Source organism: Allochromatium palmeri, from assembly GCF_009720725.1.
Lineage (GTDB): Bacteria > Pseudomonadota > Gammaproteobacteria > Chromatiales > Chromatiaceae > Thermochromatium > Thermochromatium palmeri.
This window is the reverse complement of record NZ_WNKT01000111.1, coordinates 1-1,927: the sequence shown is the minus strand read 5'-3', so window position 1 is coordinate 1,927 and position 1,927 is coordinate 1. Positions and strand designations below refer to the sequence as shown.

Sequence of the window (1,927 nt, the reverse complement as noted above, 5' to 3'; positions counted from 1 at the left end):
CCAGACTTCATGCCGGTGGAAGCGCTGTGGCGATGGTTACGCGAGGAGGTCACCTACCATCATTGTCACGCCACGGCCGAGGAATTGGTTCAACGGGTCAACCACTTTGTTCACACCATCAATGCCGATCCCTTCGCCATCGCTGACCGACTCTGGACCAAAACTACGCTCGATCCAGAGGAAGAGAAATTACGCATCCCGGCCTAGTCGAGGTTTAGTACGGACTCGACGACATGCGGCGGGACGCGTAGATCCTCGCCAAGGCGGGTTGCGGCGGTTCGACGCAAATCATGCAGCGTCCAGGGCGTATCGAGTTGCGCGCGCGCGTCGAGTCTGCCCTTGGATCTCGACCAGCCGGAAAACGGTGCAGGAGATTGGTCGGGCGCATCGGCGCGACGCAGGCCGGACGTGAACACAAGATTCGTCTCCATCCGCATCGCCCGCTGCTCGACGCGACGCTCAGCCAGGATCGCCAGCACGGGTGCTGAGAGCGGTATCAGGTGCTCGCGATGATTCTTGGCGCGTGCGGCCGGCAGCGTCCAGAGCGCGCCATCGATGTCGACCTCAGACCAGCGCATCCCGCCAACCTCGTCGCGACGCTGGCCAGTGAGCAGCAGCACGCGGACGATGGGGCCGAACAGATCGCCGGTATGGGTCGGCTCGCTAGCGTGCCAGATCGCGACCAGCTCGGACGCCGATAGCACGCGCTCCCTGGATGCCTCATGGCCAGGCTTCTTGATGCCGGCGGCCGGGTTGGCGGTCAGGATGCCACGCTCGACCGACCAGCCGAACAGCATGTGCAGATAGCTCAGGGTCCGGTTCGCCGCCACCTCGACGCCACGCTCGAGCAGTACGTCGAGTACGTCGAGTACGTCGCGGCGCTCGATCTTGACCAGGGGTTTTTCGCCCCAATCGGCGAAAAGGTCCGACGACAGCACGCGCGAGAGTTCGGCCAGGGTGCGCGGTGCCGGGCGGCGGTTGCCTCGACCGCGATACTTCAGCAGGAAATCCTCCCGCACGGCCGCGAAGGTGTGCCGGCTCGCCTCGGCCTTGGCCTGTCGCTCGGCGCGGACGACGGCGCCGGGGTTTTCGCCTTCGCCGGCCAGTGCCAGGGCCGCGCGCGCCTTCTCCCGAGCCTGGGCCAGGGTGACGGCTGGATAGCGGCCGAGGGTCAGACGTTGCTGGACCCAACGGCCGCCCTTGAGAACCCGCAGGATCATCACCCATGACCGCTGCCCAGACGCGCCAACGCGCAGGCCGAGGGCTTTGGTCTGGGTGTCCCAATATTCGACGCGCCCCGATTCGGGCGGCCTCAAGCGGCGGATCGCCGCATCGGTCAGGTGCAATGTGGGCATGAGTCAGTCACCAGTCAGATGGTCGAGCTGGGTAACAAGGTGGGTAACAAAATTTCACGATATGGGGTGTTACCCATCATGCCCTAACATACCCCAACATTCGCGAGAATTGCGAGCGGGAAAAGCGAGTTACAGCGGTCGAGCGCGTCTGACCAGACCAGCGATGTTACCGCAAGAAATGGCCCGGCAGCTGAATGGGGTTCAGGTGGTCGGAGGTTCAAATCCTCTCGCCCCGACCAATTTAAGCTCGAAATTACAAGCGGTTACGTGACTCACGTAGCCGCTTTTTTCTTGTCCGCCTAAGCGGTGTGCCGGAAAATGTGCGGAACGCTTCGAATCCCTGACTCGATCCGGGCAGCATGTTCGGCCAGATGCTCAGGGGCGAGGTGGGCATATTTCTTCACCATGGCAAAGTCCGACCAGCCACCAAGTTCCTGGAGAACATGCAAGGGGGTTCCTGACTGATTGGACTTTGGACAAAAACACGCTCCTTCCCAGTGCCCAGTAGGCCTTCTTGAAACTTTTCGTGGTATGCATCCGATCAAGCCGTCGCGGTGAGCCTCGGTTGGCGC

Annotated in this window: 1 protein-coding gene and 1 pseudogene; one reads left to right on the top strand and one right to left on the bottom strand. The window is 62.5% G+C overall.

What is annotated here, in order from left to right; genetic code table 11:
- Positions 1–207: pseudogene (locus GJ668_RS20215) on the top strand (hypothetical protein); the annotation flags it as partial.
- Here the strand turns inward: GJ668_RS20215 and GJ668_RS19615 are convergent.
- Positions 204–1,355 (bottom strand): tyrosine-type recombinase/integrase, encoded by a 1,152-nt coding sequence (locus tag GJ668_RS19615; protein WP_155451765.1) that lies wholly within the window; start codon positions 1,353–1,355, stop codon positions 204–206. The pseudogene GJ668_RS20215 and the gene GJ668_RS19615 sit on opposite strands and share 4 nt — an antisense overlap.
- Between the last annotated feature and the right edge of the window lie 572 nt (positions 1,356–1,927).